Genomic DNA, 22,927 nt, shown 5'->3' with positions numbered 1-22,927 from the left:
GGGGGGGGGGGCGGGGGGGGGGGTGGGGCCCCGCAATTGGGGGGGGGGCCACCCCGGCCCCCGGCCCACCCCCCCCCCCGCCGCGCTCTGGGGCGCGGCGGCGGTGGCCTTGGTCGTGGTCTGAGGGCCGGTCCGGGCCCCGGACCTACGCGTCGGTCGCCGCCGTGGCCGGCTCGAGCGAGTCGATGTCCTCCATGAAGGCGAGCATCCGGGCGTTGACCATGTCGGGGTGGTCGATCTGCGGGCCGTGGCCCGTGGCGGCGACGATCTCGGCGCGCGCGCCGGGGATCAGCCGCGGCACCCGCTCCAGCTGGCGCTTCGGGTGCACGAGCAGGCTGCGCTTGCCCATGATCAGGTAGAACGGCGTCCGGATCGAGCCCAGTTCGGCGTCCGACAGCGGCAGCGGGGCGGGGCGCCGGATCCGGAAGGCGCGGACACCCGCCTGGATCCACGCGCGCAGTTCGGGAACGACGACCACGGGCTGCTCCAGCCAGGACGCCAGCCGGGGCCGCAGCGCCTTGGGGGCGAAGGTCGCGAAGAGGCTGGCGAAGATCCAGACGAAGAAGCGCAGACCCACCTTCTCCAGGCCGCCCGGGTCGAGGGCGGTCACCGAGGCGAGCCGGCCCGGGCGCAGGTGCGTCTGGTTGATGACCAGCCAGCCGCCGTAGGAGGAGCCGACGAGGTGGACCTTGTCGAGGCCGAGCGCGTCGAGGGCCTCGTCCATCCACTGGGCCGCGCGCTCGGGCTGCCACATCGGCTCGCGCTGGACGCTGCGGCCGGGGTCGCCGGGGGTGTCGAGGGCGTAGACGGGGCGTTCGGCGCTGAGGGCCCGGGTGTTGGGGTACCACTGCGCGGAGCAGCCGCCGGAGCCGTGGATCAGGACCACCGGCGTGCGGGACTCGGCGGCGGGGTCCGTGGGCCCGTACCGGTAGACGTGGGTGGTGCCGAAGCTGGTCTCGACGTCCGTCTCGGAGCGGGCGGGCGCGCCCATCGCGTAGACGGTGTCGCAGGCGGCGAAGTAGCGCTCGCGCAGCTCGTCGCTCACGTAACGGCCGATGTCGCGGCGCGGACGGGTCGTGTTCTCGGGCACGGGGCACCTCCGGGAAGATCCGTTCTTCGTGATACGACCGTACCATGGTGTTGGTACGTCGGTACCATGAAAAAGGTCCGGCGACGCCGGGCAGCGAACCCAGAGCGAGGGGCGGAGGCGCCGGTACATGCCGAAGCGTGTGGATCACGAGGAGCGGCGGGCCCAGATCGCCGAGGCGCTCATCCAGGTGGCGGGGCGGCGCGGGCTGCATGCGGTGGGCATGCGGGACGTGGCCGCGGAGGCCGGGGTGTCTTTGCGGCTGGTGCAGTACTACTTCGAGACCAAGGAGAAGCTCCTCTTCTACGGTCTGCAGCACCTGACCGCCCGTTTCACGGCGCGCGTGGGTGCCCGTCTGGCCGCCGCGGGTCCGGATCCGGGGCCGCGCGCGACCATCGAGGCGCTGCTGCTGGCCTCGCTGCCGACCGACGAGGAGAGCCGCACCTTCCATCTCCTCTACAGCTCGTACTCGATCCTGTCCGTCACCGACGAGGCGCTGGCCGCCCAGCCGTTCATCGACGGTCCCGACGCCGCCGAGAACGCGGTGTGCGGGCTCCTCGAACAGGCCCAGGCGTCCGGCCTCGCGGACCCCGGGGCGGACGCGCGCACCGAGGCGATCAGCCTGCTGGCCATGACGGCGGCCATGGGCACCAGCATCCTCGTGGGCCAGCGCAGCCCGGAATCCGCCATCGCCGTGCTCCGCCACCACCTGGACCGGATCTTCAGGACCTCGCTACATTGAGCGCATGTCCACGCCTCCGGTGATCCTGCTGCTGTCGGGGAGCCTGCGGGCCGGCTCCTCCCACGAGTCCGTGCTGCGCACCGCGGGGGCCGCGGCCCCCGCGCCGGTGCGGACCGTCCGGTACGACGGGCTGGCGGAGCTCCCGCACTTCAACCCCGACGACGACGGCGACCCGCTCCCGGCCCCCGTGGCCGCGCTGCGCGCGGCGATCGGCGAGGCGTCCGGGATCCTGATCTGCGCGCCGGAGTACGCGGGCACCCTGCCGGGCTCCTTCAAGAACCTGCTGGACTGGACGGTCGGCGGCACGGAGATCTGCGACAAGCCCGTGGCCTGGGTGAACGCGGCCGCCCCCGGACGCGGCCAGGGCGCGGAGGACACGCTGCGGACGGTCCTCGGCTACACCGGCGCCGCCATCGTGGAGCCGGCGTGCCTGCGGATCCCGGTGGACCGCGGCATGGTCGGCGCCGACGGCATCATCAGCGACGCCGCCGTCCGGGAGCAGCTCGCCGCGGCCCTCGCCCTCCTGGCGGCCCCCTCGTCCGCGGCCTCGTGACGCGCGGCCTCGTGACGCGTGGCCTCGTGACCTCGTGGTGTCGTGGCCACGTGGCCCCGTAGGGCTTCCGGCGGCGGGGCCCGCGGACACGCGGCCCGGCCGGGGTTGACCCTCGACCTGGTGGAGGGCTCAGGGTTCCGGGTGTGGAGAACGACATGCGCAGCATCGGCGAGATGGCCCGGGACTGCGGACTGAGCGTGAGCGCCCTGCGGTTCTACGACGGCGCGGGCGTGCTGGTCCCGGCCTGGGTGGACCCGGTGAGCGGCTACCGCTGGTACGGACCCGGGCAGCTCGAAGAGGCCCGGGTGCTGGCCCGGCTGCGCCGGGCGGGGATGCCCTTGGCGGACATCCGGCTGGTCCTGGCCGGCTGGTCCGGTGCGGACACCGACCTGGTGCTCAAGCTGCTCGAGGCGCATCTGCGCCGTCTCGGCCGGGGGCTGTCCGATGCCCGCGGTGAGTTCTCCGCGCTCCGAGCGCTACTCGAATGCAGGGAGAACCCCATGACCGTGATCCGTTCCGCCGATGCCGCCGCGGCGTCCGCCGACGCCTCCCCCTCCGCGCCCGTCCGGGTGGCGGTCTCCGCGGCCGGGCTGGCCGCCGCGCTGGACGCCGTCCGCTTCGCCGCGGGCAGCGACCCGGAGCTGCCGATGCTCGCCGGTGTCCTGTTCGACTTCGACGGCCAGGCGCTCCGCGTCGTGGCCACCGACCGGTACCGGATGGCCGTCGCGCTGGCCGGCACCACCGGCCACGACGGGCCCCGGGTGCAGGTCGTCGTGCCGTCCCCGCTCGCCGACGCGATGCGGGCGCTGCTGGGCGACGACGGCTCCGTCCGCATCACCGTGGACGGCGACCGGGTCGGCCTGGAGACCGGGGACCGGCAGGCGGCCGGCCAGTGCCTCGGCCACGAATTCCCCGACTACCGCCGCCTCGTCCGCCTGCCGGCCGGGCGCCGCGCCCCCGTCGACGTCCCGGCCCTGCGGGAGGCGCTGGAGAGCGGTCCCGTCCGCGCGAGCGAGGTGCGCGAGCAGGACGGCGCGTCCTACGACCTCAGCCTGCTCGAGGTGGCCGCCGACGGTTCGGTGACCGTCTGCGGGGACGGGGACGGGGACGGGGACGGGGACGGACGAGGCGCCGGGGACGCGCCGGGAGCGGTGGGGGAGGGCGGTGCGGGCCGTAGCCGCGTCGCCGTCAACCGCGCGTACCTGTTGCAGGCCCTCGCCGCGGGAGGCCGGGACCGGCTGGAGCTCGAGTTCGGTGCCCCCAAGGCGCCCCTGGCCGTCCGCCGGACCGACACCGAGGACACGTTCTCGCTGCTGATGCCCGTCCACCTGGAGAACGAGCACTGAGCGCGGGCGGGGGGACGGTCCTCGAGCCCGGGACGCCCTAGCCCGGGACGGCCCGGCCCGGGACGGCCTAGACGGACGAGGCGCCCGGCACCGGGGGCTCCGGCCGTTCGCGCGCGGCCAGGACCGTCACCATCCGTTCGCGGCCCCACCGGCACATCAGCCGGAGCAGGCAGAGCGCCGTGGGGACCCACAGCGCGGCGAAGAGCCAGAGGGAGTCCGGCGACGTCGACACCGCGGCGCGGACGAAGAGCGCGGCGCAGGCGACGGCGAGCAGGGATGTGCAGAGGCCCAAGCGGTGGTCGAGGGCGCTGTTCCAGGCGCCGGTCCACGGTCTGAGGCCACGGCTCAGCGTACGGAGGCGCCGGTCGAGGAGTTCGTCCGTGCGCAGTCCGCCCTCGATGTCCTCGAGGATCATGCGCTCCTGGTGGGAAAGCTCCGGGCCGTCCATGGCAGGTCCTCGCTAGCGTGCGAAGTGCGCGGGGGCACGGTACCGGCCGCTCCGGCGCCGTGCCGATCCCGCGCGCGGGAGGCCCCCTGGACGGCGCGGTCGTCGCCCCCGGCGTGAGCCGGGGCGGCGATCGTGGCTGCCTCCCATGGCGTGGGGTGTCCTTTACGTCTACCCCGTGGGGCTCCGCTCACACCGCCGGAGACCCCTTGCGCGACACGCGCCCCTCCCGTCGGGTTTGGCGACCGCCGCAACGGTAAGACGCCCGGTACGGGAGGTGGCGGGTCCCCGCGAGGTGGCCCGGCCCGCCTCCCGGCCCGCACGGCATCAGGAGGTTCTGGTCCGCTTCCTGCGCAGGGAGGAATCATGACCCGACAGGTCCACGAAGTGATGACCGGGAACCCGGTGACCGTCGAGAAGCTCACCTCACTGGCGGAAGCCGCGCGCGTCATGCGCGACGCCGGCATCGGCGACGTCCTCGTCGTCGACGAGGGACGGCTCCGCGGCATCCTGACCGACCGGGACCTCGTCATCCGGGCCGTGGCCGAGAACCGCGATCTCGCCGACACCACGGTGCACGCGATCTGCAGCACGGACCCGCTCACGGTGCGGCCCGACGACCACGTCGAGCAGGCCATCGACCTCATGCGCCGGCACGCACTGCGCCGCCTCCCCGTACAGACCGAGGCGGGCGAACTCGTCGGTGTGGTCACCCTGGGGGACCTCGAGGTCGAACGGGACCCGGGCTCGGCCCTCGCGGCCATCTCGGCCGCGGAGCCCGGCCACTGAGGCCCCGCCTCAGAGCATCAGAGCGCGCCCTCGGGCTCCCGGACCGTCCCGATCGGGAGCAGCTCGGTGATGACGAAGGCGACCACGGCCGCCAGGATCACCACGGGCATCATCGCGGCGCTGCCCAGCAGCAGGACCACGAGCAGCACGCTGCTCACCGGCAGCCGCAGCGCGATGACCGTGGCCGCGGCCATGCCCGCCGCCATGGCCGGGACGACGCCCAAGCCCGGCAGCGGCGCGAGCAGGACGCCCGCCGCGGCGCCGAGGAAGAGCGCCGGGAACACGGGGCCGCCGCGCAGGCTGCCGAGGCAGAGCGCGTAGGCCGCGCCCTTGAACAGCAGGACGGCGAGCAGCGCCCCGACCCCCCACGCGTGCGGGTCGGCGGCCAGTCCGGCGAGCGTGGACTGGCCGGACGAGGCGACCTGCACGGGCGAGCGGTCCGTGATCAGCGCGTAGAGCGCGGCGCAGGCGGCGGCGCCGAGGGCGCACAGCAGGGTCCGAACCAGCGGCCGCGCCGCGACGTACGAGGCGATCAGCCGGGCTCCGGCCAGCAGCGGGTGCAGGACCGCGGCGAGGGCCACGGCGATGGCCAGCGCCCAGAGCACGTCGGCGAGATCCAGGCGGGGGAGCGGTCCGGACAGTTTCAGGGAGAGGTTGCCCGTCGCCAGGCCGGTCCAGCGGCCGAGTCCGGTGAACACCAGGGCCCCGACCCCGCTGGAGAGCAGGGCGGGGAGCATGACCGCGAACAGCTGCGGCCCGCCCACCCCCGCGACCTCCATGAGGAGCACCGCGGCGATCAGCGGGTTGCCGAAGATCGCGGACACGGCCGCCGCCGCTCCGGCCGTGCCCAGCAGGACGGCGCTCCGGGCGGTCGCCGGCACCTGCGCGAGGTTGCGGAACACCAGGGCCAGGCCGCCGCCCAGGGCGATCAGCGGGGCCTCCGGTCCCAGGACCGCGCCGAAGGGCAGGCTCGCCAACGCCGCGAGGAGGACGCCGGGCAGCGCGCGTGACGAGGGGGGTCCCGAGTCGTCCAGTCCGGAGACGGGGGCGTGGCCGCCGGCCCCGGGCAGGCGGGTGGCGATCAGGCCGACCCCGACGCCGGCGACGAGCAGCAGGGGGAAGGGCCACCACCAGGGCGGGGCGTCCCAGCCCAGGGCGTGGGGCAGGTCCGCCCACAGCGCGTGTTCCAGTTCGTGCAACAGGACGAGGAACCAGAAGGCGACGAGGGACACCGGTATGCCGATCAGGGCACAGAAGGCGAGCGCCTTGAGATAGCCGGGACTGCGCAGCAAGTGCCTCAGCACGACCGCTTCTTGCGGCTGGGACCCGCCGTCCGACGGGTCGGATCGCGTACGCGGCGCGCTCATGGGTCCTCCCCTCGTCTGCGCATCCCGATCCGGACCGCGCCGAACAGGGCTTTGGCGATCACTCCCACCACGACCAGATCGGCGACCATCTGCGAGGTCGTCAGCACCCGGGCGACCTGGGTGACGGGTGCGATGTCCCCGAACCCCACGGTCGCGAACACCGTGACGGTGAAGTACAGCGCGTCGGTCCGGTTCACCGGCTCCGTGAACGACGCCGGCACCTCCTGCGCGAGCAGGAAGTACGCGGAGGAGAACAGCACCAGGAACAGCGGCACCGCGGTGGCCAGGGATTCGAGGGCGCACAGCCGCGGATGCTCCGCATGGGAGATGCGGGCGATCTGCCACGCGGCCAGGCCGCCGAAGAGGAACAGGCCGAGGAGCAGCAGGGTGAGGGTCAGGGCGTCGAGGCCGCGGTCCAGCGGGATCATGTAGTACAGCGCGGTGAGTACGACGACCGAGGCCACCGAGCGGAGCAGGGACCCCGCCAGCACGCGGCGGTGACGGCGGCCCGGCTCAGGCGACGGCCACGGGTTGCCCGCCACGTTCACCCGGCTCCCGCTGCGTCGCTCATGACCACTCCTCACAGACGGCCGGGCGGTTCCCGCGCCTCCACCGGCGGGCGGAGCGCTCCACCCATTGCAGCACCGGTCCGATCGGCCCGCACTCCGGCGACGCTTCCCGGGCGGGCCCTGCGGGCGGGCGCCGGGCGACCGGGCAGGGCGGGCCCGGCACGATCGGAAAGGGCGGGCCCGGCACGATCCCGATGGGACGGCCTAACCGTCCGCGGGGTCCTCCCAGGTCAGCGGAGAGGCGTCGCTCCCCGTCCGGTCGACCCACCGCAGCCGGTCCCGCAGGACTCCGCGGCGGCCCTCCGGGCTCTGTTCCACCAGCCTGGCCAGCAGGGTGCGCATCCTGCGCAGTGCCATCGGGGAGCTGGTGGCGGCGATGACGAGGTCGTCGACGGCGGTCCGAACGTACTGCTCCCAGTCGGGCACCGGGACCGTCACCCGCAACGCGCCGTCGTCGTCGGCGAAGTGGCCGACGTCCAGGTCCCGTCCGGCGAGGCGGGTCAGCAGGTCCTCCAGGCGGTCCAGGCAGTCCACGGCCGTGGCCGGATCGTTGACGGCCGGGGAGAGGGCCCGTAGCGCGATGTCGACGAGCAGGCGGAAGGGCAGTTGCGGATCCTGGTGGAAGGTGCGCTCCAGCCCCGTCACCATGTGGTCGCGCAGCACCCGTTCCGGCAGGGGGCCGCCCGTCACGTCGGCGAGCGCCCTGCCCTGCGACACGGCCTGTCCCGGGGCGACGCGCAGCGCGATCGAGCAGTCGTGGGGCCGGGGGGCGCCCCCCCCCCCCCCCCCCCCCCCCAGCCCCCACCCCCCCCCCCCCCCCCCCCACCCCCCCCCCCCCGCGCCCCCAGCCAGCGGGGAGGCCGGGCCCGCCCGCCCCGCCCCGCCCCGGCCCCGGCGGCGGGGGGGGGGCCCCGGCCCCGCTCCCCTGGGGGGGGGGGGGGGCGGCCCCCGCCCCCCCCCCCCCCCCCCTCGACCTGCTGGAGCACGGCCACCGGCCCCTGCCAGCGCAGCACGGCGGCGCCAGTCGTCGGGAGAGGCGCCGCGGCGGCCCGGCGCGGATCGTACGGCCGCACGTACAGGGTGTCGAACAGCCGGTGCGCGCGGGTGACGATCGCGGTCAGCGCGTGGGCGAGCTGGATGGAGTCGAACGCCTTCATCTGGAGCGTCCGCATGAGGGCGAGCGAGACCAGGGTGAGCAGCATGGCGACGAGGGGGACGACGACCGAGACGGTTCCGCTCGCGCCACCGATGGCCAGCCCCGCGGTGATGCTGTAGACGAACACCCCGATGGTGAAGGCGAACGCGCGCCAGACGATCGGCTCGTCGCGGAAGAGGCCCAGGCGCGGGGTGAAGGTGCTGGCGGAGAACTGCACGACGAGGAACAGCATCGAGTAGATGATGCTCACCAGGCCGATGACCCCGAAGCCGATGGTGAACAGCAGGGACGCCACCTGTCCGGACTCCACCCGCGGCCCCACCGGGAGCCTCGGGACGAGGAGCCCCAGCGCCAGTCCGGCGGCGGCGCAGACGAGCTGGGACAGGTCCCTGCGCAGCGCGCGCGTGGGCCGCTGGAACAGCGCGCCCCGCTGGTGCCGCGCCTCGGAGCCGAGCCGCGCGGGGACATCGGCCGAGCCGGACATCCAGCCTCCTCAACGCGCCCTGTTTCCCTGTGGACGTGGTCGCGGCGCTGGTTGGAGATGCAATCACGAGAGCGGCGGGACCGAGTGGCGAAATGCCGAATATAGGGGCAATTCCGTCATTGTTCTCGGGGAAGGGTGGCCGCAGCCGCCGAGGACCGCGCCCCGAGGAGTTCCGCCGTGCCCGAACCGGAGGCCGGACCTCGCTTTCGTGCCGTCCCCGGCTGGATGCGCAAGCACACCCCGCTGCTCGGCCGGCTCCTGGACCAGCTCGCGACGGTCAGGGTCCTGGACTGCGCGACCAGGCTGGCAGCCCAGGCCTTCCTCGGCGCCCTGCCGGCCATCTTCGTCATCGCGGCCCTCGCTCCCGACTGGCTCCAGGGCCAGCTCGTCTCGTCCATCCGGACGACGCTGGGCCTGCGGGACGCCGCACTGGACCAGGTGCGGGCGATGTACTCCGCCTCCGACACCACGGTCCTGGCGAGCACGGGCGGCGTGGGGGTCGTGGTGACGCTGCTGTCCGCCACCGCGTGCAGCCGCGCCCTGCAGAAGACGTGCGAGCGCTGCTGGCACCTGCCCAAGGCCAAGGCCCGGGTCGCCGCGTGGCGCTGGCTGGCCTGGCTCGCCGTCTGGCTGGTCGCCCTGCTGTTCCAGGGGCTGGTGCAGACGGCCTTCGGCACCGGCCGGGTCGGCGGTTTCGCCCTCGCGGTGGTCAGCGGCACCCTGCTGTGGTGGTGGACGCCGCACCTGCTGCTCGGTGGCCGCGTCCCGTGGCTGCCCCTGCTGCCCGGTGCGGTGCTGGCCGGGTTCGGCGAGCAGTTCCTGACCGCGGGATCGCGGCTCTACATGCCCCATGCCGTCGAGCGCAGCATGGAGCAGTACGGCGGCCTCGGCTCGGTCTTCGTCCTGCTGTCCTGGCTCATCATGTTCTTCATCGTCATCACCCTCGCCCTCGCCGTCGGGTACGTGGTGGCCCACGAGCCCCTCCCGGCCGCCTGGCTCCGGACACCCCCGGACCCTCCGAGGCCCGTGACGGGATGACGGGGTGACGGGGTGACGGGGTGACAGGGCGGCGGGGAGCGGAGGTTCCCCGTTTCCCGCTCACCGCTCCTCGGGCCGGCCCGTCCGGCCGTCCGGCCCGGTCTGCCCCGCCTGCGGGACGCGGCCGCCGGCCGCCAGCAGGGCGAGCACGGCGAGCACGGCGAGCAGGACGAGGACCAGGAGCAGGACGGTGAGCACCGTCGGGTGGTTCCACAGCGCGAACACGAGCGCGAGGACGAGCAGGGCGCCGATGGTGAGCAGGCCCCGACGGGCCAGTACCCACGTACCGACCCGCCCGGTGTGCACGCCGTGGCCGGCGCCCCATCCGGCGGCGGAGTCGGCCGCGCGCTCGGCGCGGCCGCGCACGCCGCGCGGCAGCCGGCCGGCGCCGGAGAGGTAGGCGCCGAGCGCCACGACGACCCCGAGGACCAGCGCGGTGCGGATGCTCACCTTCAGGAACCGCACCAGGGTGTCGAAGACCGCCGCTGCCGCCGCCGGGGACTGGACCTCCGCGGGGAGGTGGTCGAGGTAGTAGTGGCGCACGACGACCAGCGCGATGGCGAAGAGGAGACAGGCGCCGGCGGCGCCGAGCGCCGTGGCCACCAGGGCCCGGCGGCGGCGCCGGGCGAGCAGCACTCCGACGGCGCCGAGGACCACGGTGAGCACGGGCATCCAGTTGCCGACGACGTCGAGGAGGTGGGCCGCGCCCCTGACCTTCGACAGCTCGTCCGACTGGAAGAGCACCATCTGCTTGTTGACCTCGGGGATCTTCTCGGCCGGGGACAGGCCGGCGTGCACGAGGTCTTCCTTGACCTTCTCCACGGCCGCGCCGACGTCGAGGGTGACGGTGCCGCCCTCGACGCCCACCGCGCCGCGGCCCGTGCCGGTCAGCGCGTGCACCACCGCGGAGTGGGCGACGCGGTTCGCGGTGGTCCAGACGGTCTCGAACCGGTCGCTCTCGACGAACCGGGTCGCCACCTTGGAGACGGCCGTGTCCGCGGCCGAGTCCAGCTGCGGCCCCAGCGCCTTGACCGCCGTGCCGACGCGGGGCGGCAGCCCCTGGGACTCCAGCCACTTCGCCAGGTCCGAGGCGACCTCGGCGCCGTCGACCCGGACGTCGGCCGCCTCCGTGATGCGGTGGACGGCGGCGGCCTCGATCGCCGGGTTCGAGGCGAGCGGGGAGACGGTGGACACGTAGCGGTCGGTGTCCAGCACGATGTCGTGCACCCAGACCGTGAGCAGGGAGACGGGCACGAGGATGCACGTGAGCGTGATCAGCACGGCCGAGACCGCGCTCATCGCCACCCGCCCGGCACGGCCCGGACCCTTCCGGCGCGGCGGGGGTACGTCGTCGGGCGGATCGGACGGCAGACGCATGGCACTCCCGTGGACGATGGACGCGAAAACCCGATACAGCCCATTGGACACACGCCGTCGCCGGTTGTGCGCGTTCGGTTGCTCTCACCGTGTGACCCGCCCGCGTGGCATCTGAACTGCGCTGATCGGCCCCGGACGCGGTCTGGCGGGTGCGGTCTGGCGGTGCGGTCTGCCGCGTGGCGTCGCCCTCGGGTCCCCGCGAACCGGGGCCCGTCGACGAAGCCGCCGGCGGTCTCACACGGCGGCGGCCGGCGGCTGGCGCGTCCCGCTCGCGCGGCGGTACGCGGCGTTGAGGCGCTGGGCCTCTTCGAGCTGGTCCTCGAGGATGATGATGCGGCAGGCGGCCTCGATGGGGGTGCCCTGGTCGACGAGTTCGCGCGCCCGGGCGGCGATGCGCAACTGGTAGCGGGAGTAGCGGCGGTGGCCGCCCTCGGAGCGCAGCGGGGTGATGAGGCGCGCTTCACCGAGGGCGCGCAGGAAGGCCTGGGTGGCGCCGAGCATGTCCGCGGCCCGGCCCATGGTGTAGGCGGGGTAGTCATCGTCGTCGAGACGGTCGTACGAGGCGTCCGCTGTCATCTCACCTCATGCTCGAGCTCGGCCACGAGAGAAACCATAGCCATGCCGACGCTGATTGTCTACTGTGGCCAAGGTAGATTTTCACGTGTTTGACGAGGAGGTAATCGGGGTCGAGCATGGCCCGTATCCGCGTACGGGGGGGGGGTGGTTCGACGCCGGGGCCGCCGGACCCGCCCACGCCGCGACCCGCTCCGCCTACGATCTCCGCGAGGACACGCACGACCAGCACGACACGTGACCCGCGGTCCCCGGCCCGACCGGCCGACCGGGCCGCGGGGCCGCGCCCGTACATCCAAGGAGTGATCCACCCATGGTCGAACGCCCTCCTCGTGAGGCCGACGGCAAGAACATCATCGTGGAGGTCCTGGACCGCACCGTCGCGGTCAGGCCCATCGGCGAACTCGACATCGAGACGGCGCCGGTCCTGCAGCGCGCCCTCACCGAGGCCCTCGCCCACGCCTCGCCGGCCAAGGCCGTGGTGATCGACTGCAGCCGTCTCACCTTCTGCGACTCCTCGGCGCTCAACGCCCTCCTCACCGCGCGGCGCACGGCGCAGGAGTCCGGCACCGTCATCCGGCTGGCGGCCCTCAACCCCCAGCTCCACCGGCTCCTGGAGATCACCGGCGCCCTGCCCCTCTTCCCGCTGGACTAGCCCGCCCCTCTTCCGGGGTGTGCGGCGGCGCCGGCCTCTTCGACCGGCCGGAGCCGGCCGGGGACCACGCCGGTGGCTGCTGCGCGCACCCGCACCGGCCACGCTCCGGATCGGCGGCGGGGCGGGCTGAGGGTCAGGGCGCGAGGGGGCGGCGCAGGGAGAGGTAGTAGTCGCCGACCGCGGAGAGGTAGCCGTGTTCGGCCGTTTCGCTGTCGGTGGTGAACCGGGGCGCGGCCTTGATCTCCTCCTGCGTCCCCGAGACCGTCACCGTCCGCGCTTCGGTGTCGATGCCGGTGACGGCCCCGGCCGGGATCAGGACGCTCTTGCCGAACACCCACACACCGGTGTCGACCACCAGGTGCCGCATGCCGACCTGGTCCTGCTGGCGGTCCACGTGCCCGATGACCCCGTCAGCGGCCTCCACGGTGAAACCCACCAGCGACTGCCCGGACGCGTAGCCGCTGTCCTGCGCGTACATCCACACACTGCTCACAGACCCGTCTCCTCATCCTGGGGAACCGGGCACGGCGGCCTCAGCGCCACCACCGGCTCGCAACGTTCCCCGCGCATGCCCCGGTGCGCGCCGCGCAACCGGGCCCGCGGAGCACGTTCGCCTCAGGCCGAGGACGGGGCCGGCCGGGCGGACGCATCGGCGGCGCGGCGGTACTCGGCGTTGAGGCGCTGGGCCTCTTCGAGCTGGTCCTCGAGGATGATGATGCGGCAGGCGGCCTCGATGGGGGTGCCCTGGTCGACGAGTTCGCGTGCTCGGGCGGCGATGCGCAACTGGTAGCGGGAGTAGCGGCGGTGGCCGCCCTCGGAGCGCAGCGGGGTGATGAGGCGGGCTTCGCCCAGGGCGCGCAGGAAGGCCTGGGTCGTGTGGAGCATGTCCGCGGCCCGGCCCATGGTGTAGGCGGGGTAGTCATCGTCGTCGAGACGGTCGAACGAGTCGTCTGCTGTCATTGCACCTCTCTCGTGGAACGCAGGGAGGGCCCCGGCACCGTACGGCACCAAGGCACCGAAGGAACTTCTACACCATCTCCCGGCCCTGGCGCTGCGTCGGCCCCGCACCCGGACGCGCGTCAGGGCCGCGCGGCTGGTGCTGCGCGGCCCTGAGCGGTTCTGCGGGAGGGAAGGGTCAGGCGGGGGTGATGTTCTCCGCCTGGGGGCCCTTCTGGCCCTGGGTGACGTCGAACGTCACGACCTGGCCCTCCTGGAGCTCGCGGAAGCCCGAGGCGTTGATCGCGGAGTAGTGGGCGAAGACGTCCGGGCCGCCACCGTCCTGCGCGATGAAGCCGAAGCCCTTTTCAGCGTTGAACCACTTCACGGTTCCCGTAGCCATGTTCATGCCTTCCAGTCGATGAACGCTTCCCGCACCACGCGGAAAGCGGAGGTGATCGCCCTGGTCCCTGCGGCACAGCACAGCAAAACACCCACGCCCCAGGCGTGGGCAAGGGAACTTCCGAACCACGACAGCTGACGCAGACGCTACACGCCCACAACACCCCGTCACCAGAGGGAATGAGCACGCGGCACGGACGGACGCCGTCGTCCGTGGTCGTCCGCGCGTGGCGGGACGGGCCGTGCATAGAATCGGCTCCCATGTCGAAGCCTGACGAGCTGCTCGTCGACGTCGCCACTCTGGTGGAGTCCGAGCAGAGCAACCAGATGTCCCTGACCGTGGTCACCGGCGGCACTGTCATCACCGGTCGACTGGCTCCTGAAGCCGTGTGGAGGCAGCGGGTGTCGGAGGTCCTGACGGCCTCCGCCCGCCTGGGCGAGTTCTCCGCCACCTTCACGGACACGCCCCGCCGGGAGGGGCCGCCCACCCATCTGCACTTCCACGTGGCCCGCATCCTCCAGGGAACCGTGGGCATCCCGGAGACGGGCGGGATGTACCGCGTCTCGATCGCCGACGTCAGCGCCTGGACCGTGGGCGACTTCAGCTACTCCGACCACTGACCCGCGGATGCCTGGAGCATCCCGCCGACGGACGGAAGGACCCGACCGGCGTGCCGGTCGGGTCCTCCTTGCCGTGCGGGTGCCGGCTCGTGACCGCCGGACGGCCGGACGGCCGGACGGCCGGACCGTCAGACGGCCACCGCCCGCTGCTAGGCCGCCGCGTTGAAGCCGGACTGCCGCGCGTTCACGCGCCGGGCGGCCGAGGCGGGGCTGCGGCGGCCGCGGGAGGAGGCGCTGCGCTTGGGGCGCTCGGAGGCGGGGGCGGTGATGGTGACGGGGATGCCGGAGGGGGCCTGGGCGCCGGTGATGCGGTGGAGGGCCTCGTCGCCGGCGCGGACCTGGGTGGTCTGGGGCACGATGCCGGCGGCCGCCATGAGGCGGGTCATGTCGCGGCGCTGGTGGGGCGTCACCAGGGTGACGACGCTGCCGGACTCGCCGGCGCGGGCGGTGCGGCCGCCGCGGTGGAGGTAGTCCTTGTGGTCGGTCGGCGGGTCCACGTTGACGACGAGGTCGAGGTTGTCGACGTGGATGCCGCGCGCGGCGACGTTCGTGGCGACGAGCACGGTGACGTGTCCGGTCTTGAACTGCGCCAGGGTCCGGGTGCGCTGCGGCTGGGACTTCCCGCCGTGCAGTGCGGCGGCGCGGACGCCGTTGTCGAGGAGGTCCTGCGTCAGCCGGTCGACGGCGTGCTTGGTGTCCAGGAACATGATCACGCGGCCGTCGCGGGCGGCGATCTCCGTGGTCGTGCGGTGCTTGTCGGCGCCGTGGACGTGCAGGACGTGGTGTTCCATCGTGGTGACCGCGCCCGCGGACGGGTCCACGGAGTGGACGACCGGGTCGGTGAGGTAGCGGCGGACCAGGAGGTCGACGTTGCGGTCCAGGGTGGCGGAGAACAGCATCCGCTGGCCCTCCGGGCGCACCTGGTCGAGCAGGGCGGTGACCTGGGGCATGAAGCCCATGTCCGCCATCTGGTCGGCCTCGTCGAGAACGGTGATGCCGACCTGGTTCAGCCGGCAGTCACCCCGGTCGATGAGGTCCTTCAGCCGCCCCGGCGTCGCGACGACGACCTCCGCGCCGTTGCGCAGCGCGCTGGCCTGGCGGCCGATGGGCATGCCGCCGACGACGGTGGTCAGGCGCAGCCTCACGGCGCGGGCGTACGGGGTCAGGGCGTCGGTGACCTGCTGCGCGAGCTCGCGGGTGGGGACCAGGATCAGCGCCAGGGGCTGGCGGGACTCGGCGCGCTGTCCGGCCGTGCGCGCCAGCAGGGCCAGGCCGAAGGCGAGGGTCTTGCCGGAACCGGTGCGGCCGCGGCCCAGGACGTCACGGCCCGCGAGGGTGTTGGGGAGCGTCGCGCCCTGGATCGGGAACGGCACCGACACCCCCTGGCTGCCGAGTGCGGCCAGCAGCTGCTCGGGCATGTCGAGGTCGGCGAACGCCTCGACCGCGGGCAGCGCGGGAGTGATCGTCTTCGGCAGGGCGAACTCACCCTGGACCGCGGCCGGCCGACGGCCGTACCCGCCGCCCGAGCGGCTCGGGCCACCGGAGCGGCTGGGGCCACCGGAGCGGCTCGGGGCGGACGAACCGAATCGGCTGCCCCGCTCCGCGCCGGATCCGAAAGCGGGACCGCCACTGCGGCCGCGGGTACGGGAGGAGCGGTCGTTGGAACGCGTGGGGTTCATGGAGAACCTTCCTTGATACGGCACGTATCAAGGAATTCCCGCAGCGGAAGAGCAGCGCGGGGAATCGCGAGAACGGGCCGGACGGAATACGAAAGCGAAGTGGGGCGCACGGCGGATCCGCGTCGGCGCGGGCGCTGCAACGCGTGATGTCCCGGGAACCGCGTCCGTCGTCGACGGGTCCGGCTCCGCGGAGGCCGTGTCCCCGGTGTGCTTGCTCCCGTAGGCGGAACCACTACGGGAAACGCGCACAGCTGGGGCCCGCACCCCGAGGGATGCGGGCCCCAGCTGCGTAAGGCGCGTCAGACTTAGGCGGGAACGATGTTCTCGGCCGTCGGGCCCTTCTGGCCCTGCGCGATGTCGAAGGTGACCTTCTGGCCTTCCTGAAGCTCGCGGAAGCCCTGGGCGGCGATGTTCGAGTAGTGGGCGAACACGTCAGCGCCGCCACCGTCCTGCTCGATGAAGCCGAAGCCCTTTTCCGAGTTGAACCACTTCACGGTGCCAGCTGCCATGTCAAATCTCCTTTGGGGCAATGCAACGGCGTCCGCACTGTACGGATACCGTGTCGCCGCGATGATGCCCCGCCCGGAAAATGACCCGGGAAATACGAAGCGCTTCCAGGGCCGAAGGCCGACTGGAGGCGCTTGAAGTTTTTGGGTACCAAAACTGCAACTGACATCGACACTAGCACGCCGCAGGGGCTTGTGCGGGTGAACTGTTTCCGCCCTGCGCGCTGCCGGTAAAAACTCTCCTCGCGAGATCCATTAAATTCTCAGACCGCCGGTATAGATATTTATTCACCTCCGGTGCAGCGTTTGTGCGTTTCGGAGGCGAGGACGCGGAAGCGGGCCGTCCGCCAGCTGGCCGCCGGGCGCGGCCCGGCCGCGCCACCGCGCAGGCCGCGCTGGTGGCGATCGCCGGGGTGGGGAAGCCGGCGATTCGGTGCGCAGGTCCGGGGGAGGCGGGGGAGGCGGAGGCGCGGAGGTGTCGCGAACGCGCACCGCGCGGTCCGCCCCGGGGTACGGAGCACACCCCCTCCGTGCCGGGGGCCCGCCCGGCGTCCACCCCTTCAGGTCCGGCGTGGCTTCTCGCAATGGCCGCATGGAATCGCGGTGGAAAGCCGCGAGCTCTCGCTTTTCGGGGAACTCGTTGACCGGTCTACTTTGGATCGCATTTACCATTGAATGGTGTGCGAAATTCGGTTCTCCGACTTGCGATCACGGCCTGGTGGTGCTGGTCTGGAATAGGTGGGGGAAACCAGTGTCGGTGCAGGCCTGAATGCGTGATGCTCGGCCGGGGGAGGCCGAGTAACCGGTCTCGGGCCGGACGGCGATCGAGGCCGTCGTCGAGACCGTCAAAGGAATTCGGCGGGTTTCCTTCAAAGGCCCAGGCCAAGTCCCAGGTCCTGACGGATCGGGCCAGAGAGCCCATCGGTCCGGCTGGACGCGTCGCGCGCCCGCGTGCTGCCCCGTGCTGCCACCCGCTACCGGAGGTTCACGATGCCCCCCGTTTCTTGTGCCCGCAGCCCCCTGCCCCGGGTCACGGCCCTGCTCGTGACGGCCGCCCTGGCGCTGCCCCTCTCGGTCGCGTTCACCCTCACCTCGGCGGCGGACGCATCCGCCTCGTGCGTCGCGAGCCCGTTCGCGGGCAGGTGGCGTTCGTCCGACGACAGGCTGAGCCGTATCGACATGTGGCAGGGAGAGGACTGTCAGCTTTACGCGAAGGCCTGGTCGACCTGCAAGGCCGACACGACGCGTGACTGCAGCTGGGGATCGCGCCCGAGTGAGGTCCAGTCCTCCCCGAACAGAAATTTCCGGTTCTTCTCCTACTCGTGGAACAACGCGAGCGAGGTCCTGCAGTTGAGGCTGCAGGACAAGAGCCACATGTCGGTGTGGGACCACACCGAGTACACGTCCGGCAAGGACGTCAGCATCACCGTTCCGATGGTCAAGGACTGACGGCCGGGAGCGGGCGAAGGGCCGGGGCCCCTCCCGGCCCTTCGCGCTGCCCCCGTCCGCACGGAGGGGTCACCTCAACAGGCCACGGCCGTCGCGCTCGTCCGCCCCGCGCGGCCCGGCGCCCCGAACCACCGCGGCAGGACCTCCGCGAGCTCGTCCCCGGTGTCCGCCGCGTCCCGGGTGTCCGCCGCTTCCGCCGCTTCCGTCGCGGCCCCCGCACCCCCCACGCCCCCCGCGTCGCACGCCCAGGCAACGATTCCGTCCGGGCGTACGAGCAGGCCGGCCAGCTCCGGTCTGCCGGGGCAGACGGCGGTGACGACGCGCACCCGCTCCCCGTATCCCTCGGCGTGCGCCCTGGCCCCGGCGTCGTCGGCGAGGTCGAGCAGCAGGGCCCGCCCGTCGTGGAGCAGGTCCGCGAGGCGCGTCCCGTCGGCGAGTTCCAGGTCCGGGGCGCTGCGGCCGACCAGCGGATGGCTGCCGGGAAGGTCGTACCGCTGCCAGACGCCGGAGATCTTCTTGGCGAGGTAGGTGGTGCCGGCGACGGACTCCGTCAGCTCGGCGACGACGTCGCGCAGGGCGCGGGCTTGCGGTTCGGGCCGCATCAGCGCGATCTGCGCCCGGGTCCATGCGAGGACCCAGGCCCCGATCGGGTGCCGTTCGGCCGTGTAGGTGTCCAGCAGCCCTTCCGGTGCCCGGCCGCGTACGACCGCCGCGAGTTTCCAGCCGAGGTTCATCGCGTCCCCGATGCCGAGGTTCAGCCCCTGGCCGCCGAACGGAGAGTGGACGTGCGCGGCGTCGCCCGCCAGGAGGACCCGGCCCGCGCGGTAGTCGGCCGCCTGGCGCGCGTTGTCGGTGAAGCGGGTGGCGGTGCGCACCCCGGTGACCGTCACCTCCGTCCCGGAGACGTGCCGCAGGCTCGCCTGCAACTCCTCGGCGGTGACGGCCGCTTCCCGGTCGGCCGGCGGCCCGTCGAACTCGACCGTGAGGATGCGACCGGGCATCGGCCCGTGGACGTACGTCCCGGTGTCCGTGTGGTGCCAGCCGGGCCGGAGGGCTTCGGCCCCGGTCATCTCGACGAGCGCCTGGTGGCCGGTGATCTGCGGATCCGTGCCGGGGAAGGAGAACCCGGCGAGCTTGCGGACCGTGCTGCGGCCCCCGTCGCACCCCACGAGCCAGCCCGCCCGTACGGCCTCGCCCGTCCCGTCGGCCACGCGGACCACGCGGACCTCGACCCCGTCCACGTCCGCGTCGAACCCGGTCAGCTCCGTGCCGCCGCTCACCTCGACGCCGAGTTCCCGGGCGCGCTCGGCGAGCACGCGCTCGATCTCCTGCTGCGGTACGAGGCTGACGTCCCCGGCGGGACCGGCGCCGCGCAGGTCCGGGTCGGTCGCGTCCACGAGCTCCCCGCGCAGCATGATCCCGCCGAAGTGCCCGACGAACTCGGAAGGCGAGCGCGGAGGCCGCCCGTCCGTCTGCTTCGCCCGCTGTTCGCGTACGAACGCCTGGAACCGCTCGGCGGAACGCCGCTGCACCTCGGCCAGCGCGGGCAGCATGCCGCGCCGGTAGAAGGCCTCGGCGGTCGGCGTGTTGATCGCCCCCGCCTTGATGGTCTGATCCACTGCGGTGCGCCGCTCGACGACCCTCACGCTCGCGCCACCGAGCCGGAGCTCGCAGGCGAGCATCAGTCCGACCGGGCCGCCTCCGGCCACCACCACGTCACAGTACGAGTACGAGTTCATGGATTTCACTATAGTCACTCAAACTTTAGAGTCGCTATAGTGTTTTCCGTGACGAAGGAACCCGGGAAGCGTGGCTCCCGCGAGGCTGTGGAGATGGGTGTGGAGACGGGTGCGGGAGCGGGCGAGAGCATGGGCGACGAGGCGTTGACCCTGCGCGCGCGCAAGAAGCGCGAGACGCGGCAACGGATCTCCGACGAGGCGACGATGCTGTTCGTGGCGCGCGGGTTCGACCAGGTGACCGTGGCGGAGATCGCCAAGGCCGCTCATGTCTCCACGATGACGGTCTTCAACCACTTCCCCCGCAAGGAAGACCTCTTCCTGGACCGGATCCCCGAGGCCGTCGAGCTCTTCGCGGCCGCGGTACGAGACCGCCCCGCCGGCGGGTCCCCGCTCGCCGCGCTGCGCGCCCTGCTGCTCCGACTCCTCGACCAGCGCCATCCGCTGGCGGCGGTGAGCGACGACTTCCCGCACTTCTGGCGCATCGTGCTGGACTCGCCCGCCCTGCGGGCGCGGGCGCGCGAGGGCGTCGAGGAGGTGGAGGAGGCGCTGGGGGACGCGATGGCCGAGACCGCCCCCGGGGGTGACGGCCCCGATCCCCGCCTCGCGGCGGCACTGACCGTCGCCGCGTACCGGTCCGTCTACGTCACCACGGCCCGGCGCCTGCTCGCGGGCGAGCGCGCGGCCGAGGTGGCTGACGACCACCGCTCGCGCGTGCACGGCGCGTTCGACGCGCTGGAGCGCGCCCTTCTCGCGACGCGCTGACGGATCGCCCCGGGCAGGGGGCTCGCGGCGCCCGGTGGCCGACCGGAGCGGGGCGCCGGCCGCCGCGAGCGTCCCCGCCCACCCCCTCACTCCCAGGCGGCCTGGGCGGTGAGGGACGTGCTGAGCGGCACGATGGCGACCCCGGCGCCGCCGAGGGCCTCGCTCATCGGGTCGTAGTGCGCTCTCTCCTGAGGGCCGGAGTCCGGCCAGCTCCAGCCTGCTCTCCAAGCTGGGTGCACGGGACCGGGTGCACGTGGTCATCGCCGCCTACGGGGCGGGGCTGGTCTCGCCCTCCCGCTGACCACCCTCTGGCTCCCGTCCCGATCAGGGCCAGTCATCGGTGACGGGGTACATGTGGGCGTAGGGATCCGGCTCGCCCGTAGAAGGATCCAGGCCGGCCCGGAGCCTTCGATGCTGCTCTCGCCAGCTGACGAAGGTGTCCGTCTGCTTCCACAGCGACTCATCACCGAGCGGGCAGGCCTCGAACTGGCCCAGCATCATGCGGGTGATGAACTGGACCATGGTGCAGTCGAACAGGGCCCACGGAGATTCGCCCCACGCGTGGTGCCGGCGCCAGGCTATGACGGGCCATCGGTCCGGATCCGGGCCGTTCATGAGCCAGCCCATCTCGTTGGCGTTCATTCCCGAACCCCAGGGCAGCACGGCGTCGGCGCCCAGCGTCACGCCCGGGACTCCTCCGTCCTGCTCCCAGAGCCCGCGCAGGCCGACCGTCATGTCTCCGATGTGGCACCTTTCCCACCCGCGCACGTCACTCGGAAGCGGGGGCAGGATGACGAGCTCTCCCAGATCGCCCACACCGTACGTGTCCAGCAGGGCCTTGTAGTCACTCGGCAGCTCGGCGCTCAGAGCGGCTTCGGCCGCGGCCCAGTCGATCCGCTCTCCGCCCGCGAAGTCCGCCGGCACGAGATCGAGCAGTACCGCTACGTCGGGATGCATGCCCATGGTGAAGCCCCTTGAGATCAGTGGTCAGCAACCCTAGTGGTGCGCGTCGTTACGCGGTGCGCGTGAGCGCGTGAGGCACGGCATCCCGAGGAGAGGCCGGTCCACCCGGTGACGGCCGACGGCTTCCGGATGGACGGGCATCCGGTCACCGTCGCGGAGTTCGGCCGGTTCGTGAAGGCGACGGGGTACGTGACGGTTGCCGAGCGGGAGCTCGATCCCGCCGACTGTCCGGGCGCCGATCCGGCAGGGCTCGTGCCCGGTGCGCTGGTGTTCCGGATGACGCGCGGTCCGGTGGACCTGGACGACCGGCGGCAGCGGTGGAGCTACGTGCCGGGTGCCTGCTGGCGTCGGCCGCAGGGGGCGGGCGGCAGTGGACGAGATGCCGGGCGATGACCCCGGCGACCGGCACCACGCGGCGGCAGCGGTGGCCGCCGGGGCCGGCGTGCTCATCACGTGGAACCTCGGTGACTTCCCTGCCAACGAGTTGGCGAAGCGCGGAGTGCAGGTGATCGACCCGGACGAGCAGCTGTGCGGACTGTACGGAGCGTTGCCGAGTGAGGTCGGACGAAACGAAGCCCCAGGTCGTTGACCTGGGGCTTTGTGGTGGGCGGGCCGCCGGCGCCGCCTCTCGCTGCCGCAGCCCTACGAGTCGACCGCAGCCGGCTCGAGCGAATCGGCGTCCTCCATGAAGGCGAGCATCCGGGCGTTGACCACGTCGGGGTGGTCGATCTGCGGGCCGTGCCCGGTCGCGGTGATGATCTCGGCGCGGGCTCCGCGGACGAGGCGCGGTACGCGTTCCAGCTGCCGCTTCGGGTGCACGAGCAGGCTGTGCTTGCCCATGATGACGTAGAGCGGGGTCCGGATGGACCGCAGCGCGTCCTCGGCCAGCGGCAGGGGTGCGGGGCGGCGGATCCGGTACGCGCGGGCGCCGAGCTGGATCCACTTGCGCATCTCGGGGACGGCGATCACCGGCTGGTCCAGCCACTTGGCGAGCCGGGGGCGCAGTGCCTTCGGGGCGAAGGTGGCGAACAGGCTCACGAAGACCCAGGCGAAGAAGCGCAGGCCGACCTTCTCCAGGCCGCCGGGGTCGAGCGCGGTGACCGAGGCGAGCCGGCCGGGGCGCCGGTGGGCCTGGTTGAGGACGAGCCAGCCGCCGTAGGAGGAGCCGACGAGGTGGACCTTGTCGAGGCCGAGCGCGTCGAGGGCCTCGTCCATCCACTGGGCCGCGCGCTCGGGCTGCCACATGGGCTCGCGCTGGATACTGCGGTTCGCGTCGCCCGGGGTGTCGAGGGCGTAGACGGGGCGGTCGAGGCTGAGCCCGGGGGTGTTCGGGTACCACATCGCCGAGCTGTAGCCCGCACCGTGGATCAGGACGATCGGGGTCCGGGACTCGGCCGCGGGGTCCGCGGGCCCGTACCGGTAGACGTGGGTGGTGCCGAAGCTCGTCTCGACGTCCGTCTCGGAGCGGGCAGGTGCCCCCATCGCGTAGAGCACTTCAGCGGCGGCGAAGTAGCGGTCGCGCAGGGCATCGTTGACGTAGCGGCCGACGTCGCGGCGTACGCGGGCGGTGTTCTCGGGCACGGCGGCACCTCCTGTGAAGATCCGTTCTTCGTGGTACGACTGTACCACCAATATGGTACGGCGGTACCATGAAGGGGTTCGGGCAGCGGACCGCGAACCCACTATCGA

27 protein-coding genes and 1 pseudogene are annotated in these 22,927 nt (G+C 72.9%); 11 read left to right on the top strand and 17 right to left on the bottom strand.

The window, feature by feature from the left end; translation table 11 throughout:
• Positions 1 to 145: 145 nt before the first annotated feature.
• Positions 146 to 1,090, bottom strand: coding sequence for an alpha/beta fold hydrolase (locus ACWF9Z_RS18260; RefSeq protein WP_453603274.1), 945 nt, complete (start codon positions 1,088 to 1,090; stop codon positions 146 to 148).
• Between the two features lie 127 nt (positions 1,091 to 1,217).
• Here ACWF9Z_RS18260 and ACWF9Z_RS18255 point away from each other — a divergent pair, with 127 nt between their 5' ends.
• The 3 genes from ACWF9Z_RS18255 to ACWF9Z_RS18245 all read left to right on the top strand — a co-directional run bounded on the left by ACWF9Z_RS18255 (position 1,218) and on the right by ACWF9Z_RS18245 (position 3,728).
• Positions 1,218 to 1,829, top strand: a complete 612-nt coding sequence (locus tag ACWF9Z_RS18255; protein ID WP_453603273.1) for a TetR/AcrR family transcriptional regulator — start codon at positions 1,218 to 1,220, stop codon at positions 1,827 to 1,829.
• A gap of 4 nt (positions 1,830 to 1,833) precedes the next feature.
• Positions 1,834 to 2,382, top strand: a complete 549-nt coding sequence (locus tag ACWF9Z_RS18250) for an NADPH-dependent FMN reductase (RefSeq protein WP_453603271.1) — start codon at positions 1,834 to 1,836, stop codon at positions 2,380 to 2,382.
• Between the two features lie 155 nt (positions 2,383 to 2,537).
• On the top strand, positions 2,538 to 3,728 hold the full coding sequence (locus tag ACWF9Z_RS18245) for a DNA polymerase III subunit beta family protein (protein ID WP_453603269.1): 1,191 nt from the start codon (positions 2,538 to 2,540) through the stop codon (positions 3,726 to 3,728).
• Positions 3,729 to 3,795: 67 nt separating this feature from the next.
• Here the strand turns inward: ACWF9Z_RS18245 and ACWF9Z_RS18240 are convergent, their stop codons facing one another.
• The gene (locus tag ACWF9Z_RS18240; RefSeq protein WP_453603267.1) at positions 3,796 to 4,176 is read right to left on the bottom strand and encodes a DUF3040 domain-containing protein; all 381 of its coding nucleotides are present in this window, start codon (positions 4,174 to 4,176) and stop codon (positions 3,796 to 3,798) included.
• A 363-nt stretch (positions 4,177 to 4,539) separates the two neighbouring features.
• Between ACWF9Z_RS18240 and ACWF9Z_RS18235 the strand changes: the two genes are divergently transcribed.
• On the top strand, positions 4,540 to 4,962 hold the full coding sequence (locus ACWF9Z_RS18235; protein ID WP_453603266.1) for a CBS domain-containing protein: 423 nt from the start codon (positions 4,540 to 4,542) through the stop codon (positions 4,960 to 4,962).
• A gap of 17 nt (positions 4,963 to 4,979) precedes the next feature.
• Here the strand turns inward: ACWF9Z_RS18235 and ACWF9Z_RS18230 are convergent, their stop codons facing one another.
• From ACWF9Z_RS18230 to ACWF9Z_RS18215, 4 genes are all read right to left on the bottom strand, one after another.
• Positions 4,980 to 6,329 carry a chloride channel protein gene (locus tag ACWF9Z_RS18230; protein WP_453603264.1) on the bottom strand — a complete coding sequence of 450 codons (1,350 nt, stop codon included), beginning with the start codon at positions 6,327 to 6,329 and terminating at the stop codon, positions 4,980 to 4,982.
• The gene (locus ACWF9Z_RS18225) at positions 6,326 to 6,820 is read right to left on the bottom strand and encodes a potassium channel family protein (RefSeq protein ID WP_453603262.1); all 495 of its coding nucleotides are present in this window, start codon (positions 6,818 to 6,820) and stop codon (positions 6,326 to 6,328) included. The genes ACWF9Z_RS18230 and ACWF9Z_RS18225 overlap by 4 nt, the downstream gene beginning before the upstream one ends.
• A 282-nt stretch (positions 6,821 to 7,102) precedes the next feature.
• A complete protein-coding gene (locus tag ACWF9Z_RS18220) occupies positions 7,103 to 7,615 on the bottom strand; it encodes a DUF2254 family protein (protein WP_453603260.1) in 513 nt (170 codons plus the stop codon).
• Positions 7,585 to 8,538, bottom strand: a complete 954-nt coding sequence (locus ACWF9Z_RS18215) for a DUF2254 family protein (protein ID WP_453603259.1) — start codon at positions 8,536 to 8,538, stop codon at positions 7,585 to 7,587. Before ACWF9Z_RS18215 ends, ACWF9Z_RS18220 begins: the two co-directional genes overlap by 31 nt.
• 177 nt (positions 8,539 to 8,715) lie before the next feature.
• Between ACWF9Z_RS18215 and ACWF9Z_RS18210 the strand changes: the two genes are divergently transcribed.
• Positions 8,716 to 9,576 carry a YhjD/YihY/BrkB family envelope integrity protein gene (locus ACWF9Z_RS18210; protein WP_453603257.1) on the top strand — a complete coding sequence of 287 codons (861 nt, stop codon included), beginning with the start codon at positions 8,716 to 8,718 and terminating at the stop codon, positions 9,574 to 9,576.
• Between the two features lie 60 nt (positions 9,577 to 9,636).
• Here ACWF9Z_RS18210 and ACWF9Z_RS18205 read toward each other — a convergent pair whose 3' ends face one another.
• Together ACWF9Z_RS18205 and ACWF9Z_RS18200 are read right to left on the bottom strand one after the other, a co-directional pair.
• The gene (locus ACWF9Z_RS18205) at positions 9,637 to 10,953 is read right to left on the bottom strand and encodes a hypothetical protein (RefSeq protein WP_453603256.1); all 1,317 of its coding nucleotides are present in this window, start codon (positions 10,951 to 10,953) and stop codon (positions 9,637 to 9,639) included.
• Between the two features lie 234 nt (positions 10,954 to 11,187).
• Positions 11,188 to 11,529: a MerR family transcriptional regulator gene (locus ACWF9Z_RS18200; protein WP_453603254.1), complete on the bottom strand. Its 342-nt coding sequence runs from the start codon at positions 11,527 to 11,529 to the stop codon at positions 11,188 to 11,190.
• Between the two features lie 310 nt (positions 11,530 to 11,839).
• Here ACWF9Z_RS18200 and ACWF9Z_RS18195 point away from each other — a divergent pair, with 310 nt between their 5' ends.
• Entirely contained in the window at positions 11,840 to 12,181 is a 342-nt protein-coding gene (locus ACWF9Z_RS18195; RefSeq protein WP_453603252.1) for an STAS domain-containing protein, read from the top strand.
• A gap of 133 nt (positions 12,182 to 12,314) precedes the next feature.
• Here the strand turns inward: ACWF9Z_RS18195 and ACWF9Z_RS18190 are convergent, their stop codons facing one another.
• The 3 genes from ACWF9Z_RS18190 to ACWF9Z_RS18180 form a co-directional block, all read right to left on the bottom strand.
• On the bottom strand, positions 12,315 to 12,674 hold the full coding sequence (locus ACWF9Z_RS18190; RefSeq protein WP_453603251.1) for a PRC-barrel domain containing protein: 360 nt from the start codon (positions 12,672 to 12,674) through the stop codon (positions 12,315 to 12,317).
• A 122-nt stretch (positions 12,675 to 12,796) separates the two neighbouring features.
• Complete coding sequence (locus ACWF9Z_RS18185; protein ID WP_453603249.1) at positions 12,797 to 13,141, bottom strand: MerR family transcriptional regulator; 345 nt, start codon at positions 13,139 to 13,141, stop codon at positions 12,797 to 12,799.
• A 175-nt stretch (positions 13,142 to 13,316) separates the two neighbouring features.
• The gene (locus tag ACWF9Z_RS18180) at positions 13,317 to 13,520 is read right to left on the bottom strand and encodes a cold-shock protein (RefSeq protein ID WP_031142743.1); all 204 of its coding nucleotides are present in this window, start codon (positions 13,518 to 13,520) and stop codon (positions 13,317 to 13,319) included.
• A 260-nt stretch (positions 13,521 to 13,780) separates the two neighbouring features.
• Here ACWF9Z_RS18180 and ACWF9Z_RS18175 point away from each other — a divergent pair, with 260 nt between their 5' ends.
• Positions 13,781 to 14,140 (top strand): hypothetical protein, encoded by a 360-nt coding sequence (locus ACWF9Z_RS18175; RefSeq protein WP_453603247.1) that lies wholly within the window; start codon positions 13,781 to 13,783, stop codon positions 14,138 to 14,140.
• 149 nt (positions 14,141 to 14,289) lie between these two features.
• Here the strand turns inward: ACWF9Z_RS18175 and ACWF9Z_RS18170 are convergent, their stop codons facing one another.
• Entirely contained in the window at positions 14,290 to 15,819 is a 1,530-nt protein-coding gene (locus tag ACWF9Z_RS18170) for a DEAD/DEAH box helicase (RefSeq protein WP_453603245.1), read from the bottom strand.
• 305 nt (positions 15,820 to 16,124) lie between these two features.
• On the bottom strand, positions 16,125 to 16,328 hold the full coding sequence (locus tag ACWF9Z_RS18165; RefSeq protein WP_453603244.1) for a cold-shock protein: 204 nt from the start codon (positions 16,326 to 16,328) through the stop codon (positions 16,125 to 16,127).
• Between the two features lie 987 nt (positions 16,329 to 17,315).
• Between ACWF9Z_RS18165 and ACWF9Z_RS18160 the strand changes: the two genes are divergently transcribed.
• Positions 17,316 to 17,774 carry a hypothetical protein gene (locus ACWF9Z_RS18160; protein ID WP_453603242.1) on the top strand — a complete coding sequence of 153 codons (459 nt, stop codon included), beginning with the start codon at positions 17,316 to 17,318 and terminating at the stop codon, positions 17,772 to 17,774.
• 74 nt (positions 17,775 to 17,848) lie between these two features.
• Here the strand turns inward: ACWF9Z_RS18160 and ACWF9Z_RS18155 are convergent, their stop codons facing one another.
• Positions 17,849 to 19,513, bottom strand: a complete 1,665-nt coding sequence (locus tag ACWF9Z_RS18155; protein WP_453603241.1) for an FAD-dependent monooxygenase — start codon at positions 19,511 to 19,513, stop codon at positions 17,849 to 17,851.
• Positions 19,514 to 19,642: 129 nt separating this feature from the next.
• Here ACWF9Z_RS18155 and ACWF9Z_RS18150 point away from each other — a divergent pair, with 129 nt between their 5' ends.
• Complete coding sequence (locus ACWF9Z_RS18150) at positions 19,643 to 20,275, top strand: TetR/AcrR family transcriptional regulator (RefSeq protein WP_453603359.1); 633 nt, start codon at positions 19,643 to 19,645, stop codon at positions 20,273 to 20,275.
• Positions 20,276 to 20,361: 86 nt separating this feature from the next.
• On the opposite strand, the gene ACWF9Z_RS18145 is transcribed toward ACWF9Z_RS18150, so the two are convergent.
• On the bottom strand, positions 20,362 to 20,514 hold the full coding sequence (locus tag ACWF9Z_RS18145; RefSeq protein WP_453603239.1) for a hypothetical protein: 153 nt from the start codon (positions 20,512 to 20,514) through the stop codon (positions 20,362 to 20,364).
• An 85-nt stretch (positions 20,515 to 20,599) separates the two neighbouring features.
• Positions 20,600 to 21,238 (bottom strand): SMI1/KNR4 family protein, encoded by a 639-nt coding sequence (locus ACWF9Z_RS18140; protein WP_453603237.1) that lies wholly within the window; start codon positions 21,236 to 21,238, stop codon positions 20,600 to 20,602.
• Positions 21,239 to 21,328: 90 nt separating this feature from the next.
• On the opposite strand from ACWF9Z_RS18140, the pseudogene ACWF9Z_RS18135 reads away from it, so the two are divergent.
• Positions 21,329 to 21,631 (top strand): annotated as a pseudogene (locus ACWF9Z_RS18135) (SUMF1/EgtB/PvdO family nonheme iron enzyme); the annotation flags it as partial.
• Positions 21,609 to 21,827 (top strand): hypothetical protein, encoded by a 219-nt coding sequence (locus ACWF9Z_RS18130; protein ID WP_453603236.1) that lies wholly within the window; start codon positions 21,609 to 21,611, stop codon positions 21,825 to 21,827. The pseudogene ACWF9Z_RS18135 and the gene ACWF9Z_RS18130, both read left to right, overlap by 23 nt.
• A 53-nt stretch (positions 21,828 to 21,880) precedes the next feature.
• Here ACWF9Z_RS18130 and ACWF9Z_RS18125 read toward each other — a convergent pair whose 3' ends face one another.
• Complete coding sequence (locus tag ACWF9Z_RS18125) at positions 21,881 to 22,819, bottom strand: alpha/beta fold hydrolase (protein WP_453603235.1); 939 nt, start codon at positions 22,817 to 22,819, stop codon at positions 21,881 to 21,883.
• Positions 22,820 to 22,927: the final 108 nt, after the last annotated feature.

It is taken from the genome of Streptomyces sp. NPDC054961 (assembly GCF_053609145.1).
The sequence above is the reverse complement of the archived record's forward strand: the minus strand, read 5'-3'. Positions and strand labels throughout refer to the sequence as shown.

Coding starts and splice junctions, on each gene's coding strand:
- ACWF9Z_RS18185 (WP_453603249.1), bottom strand. CDS start 13,141: ATGACAGCAGACGACTCGTTCGACCGTCTCGACGACGATGACTACCCC.
- ACWF9Z_RS18155 (WP_453603241.1), bottom strand. CDS start 19,513: ATGAACTCGTACTCGTACTGTGACGTGGTGGTGGCCGGAGGCGGCCCG.
- ACWF9Z_RS18245 (WP_453603269.1), top strand. CDS start 2,538: ATGCGCAGCATCGGCGAGATGGCCCGGGACTGCGGACTGAGCGTGAGC.
- ACWF9Z_RS18150 (WP_453603359.1), top strand. CDS start 19,643: ATGGGCGACGAGGCGTTGACCCTGCGCGCGCGCAAGAAGCGCGAGACG.
- ACWF9Z_RS18215 (WP_453603259.1), bottom strand. CDS start 8,538: ATGTCCGGCTCGGCCGATGTCCCCGCGCGGCTCGGCTCCGAGGCGCGG.
- ACWF9Z_RS18235 (WP_453603266.1), top strand. CDS start 4,540: ATGACCCGACAGGTCCACGAAGTGATGACCGGGAACCCGGTGACCGTC.
- ACWF9Z_RS18250 (WP_453603271.1), top strand. CDS start 1,834: ATGTCCACGCCTCCGGTGATCCTGCTGCTGTCGGGGAGCCTGCGGGCC.
- ACWF9Z_RS18140 (WP_453603237.1), bottom strand. CDS start 21,238: ATGGGCATGCATCCCGACGTAGCGGTACTGCTCGATCTCGTGCCGGCG.
- ACWF9Z_RS18200 (WP_453603254.1), bottom strand. CDS start 11,529: ATGACAGCGGACGCCTCGTACGACCGTCTCGACGACGATGACTACCCC.
- ACWF9Z_RS18175 (WP_453603247.1), top strand. CDS start 13,781: ATGTCGAAGCCTGACGAGCTGCTCGTCGACGTCGCCACTCTGGTGGAG.
- ACWF9Z_RS18165 (WP_453603244.1), bottom strand. CDS start 16,328: ATGGCAGCTGGCACCGTGAAGTGGTTCAACTCGGAAAAGGGCTTCGGC.
- ACWF9Z_RS18170 (WP_453603245.1), bottom strand. CDS start 15,819: ATGAACCCCACGCGTTCCAACGACCGCTCCTCCCGTACCCGCGGCCGC.
- ACWF9Z_RS18180 (WP_031142743.1), bottom strand. CDS start 13,520: ATGGCTACGGGAACCGTGAAGTGGTTCAACGCTGAAAAGGGCTTCGGC.
- ACWF9Z_RS18240 (WP_453603267.1), bottom strand. CDS start 4,176: ATGGACGGCCCGGAGCTTTCCCACCAGGAGCGCATGATCCTCGAGGAC.
- ACWF9Z_RS18230 (WP_453603264.1), bottom strand. CDS start 6,329: ATGAGCGCGCCGCGTACGCGATCCGACCCGTCGGACGGCGGGTCCCAG.
- ACWF9Z_RS18255 (WP_453603273.1), top strand. CDS start 1,218: ATGCCGAAGCGTGTGGATCACGAGGAGCGGCGGGCCCAGATCGCCGAG.
- ACWF9Z_RS18205 (WP_453603256.1), bottom strand. CDS start 10,953: ATGCGTCTGCCGTCCGATCCGCCCGACGACGTACCCCCGCCGCGCCGG.
- ACWF9Z_RS18195 (WP_453603252.1), top strand. CDS start 11,840: ATGGTCGAACGCCCTCCTCGTGAGGCCGACGGCAAGAACATCATCGTG.
- ACWF9Z_RS18160 (WP_453603242.1), top strand. CDS start 17,316: ATGCCCCCCGTTTCTTGTGCCCGCAGCCCCCTGCCCCGGGTCACGGCC.